Source organism: uncultured Microscilla sp. (assembly GCF_947493425.1).
Lineage (GTDB): Bacteria > Bacteroidota > Bacteroidia > Cytophagales > Microscillaceae > Microscilla.
In genome coordinates this window covers 1-437 of sequence record NZ_CANLRP010000502.1, presented here as the reverse complement: position 1 = coordinate 437, position 437 = coordinate 1, and the positions used below count along the sequence as shown (strand labels likewise).

1 protein-coding gene is annotated in these 437 nt (G+C 37.8%); it reads left to right on the top strand.

Annotated features, from left to right (window positions below; genetic code table 11):
- Window positions 1-11: 11 nt before the first annotated feature.
- The coding region (locus Q0954_RS34495; RefSeq protein ID WP_299466777.1) for a transposase at window positions 12-437 on the top strand (426 nt) is incomplete at its 3' end.

Below are 437 nucleotides of genomic sequence, written 5' to 3'. Positions count from 1 at the left end.
CACAATCCCTTATGTTAGAACTAACATTTTTGGAGGGTTTACAACCCTACCTACAGGTAAATATAGCTATTTTACACGAAGTAATCCAAAGTATTTATTGTGTAAGTAGCGGAGGGATAACCATGAAGAATCTTTCACGTTGGACAAGCAGCAAAGGAAGTTATCGTAACATTCAACGTTTGTATGGTAGTCAAATAGACTGGTTATGCCTCAATATCTACCTCATTACTTCTTGCTACTTTGGGTATGAGTTTTCAGGCGATTATTTGCTTGCCGTAGATGAAACTGTTGAAGGGAAATCAAGAAAAAAGACTTGGGGTATCTCTTCATTTTACAGCTCAATTGTGGGCAAACCCATTCGCTCTGTAAGCTTTCATGCCATTTCGCTGGTCGAAGTTGTTACAGGAAAATCTTTTATGTTGGAAGTAAGTCAAAAT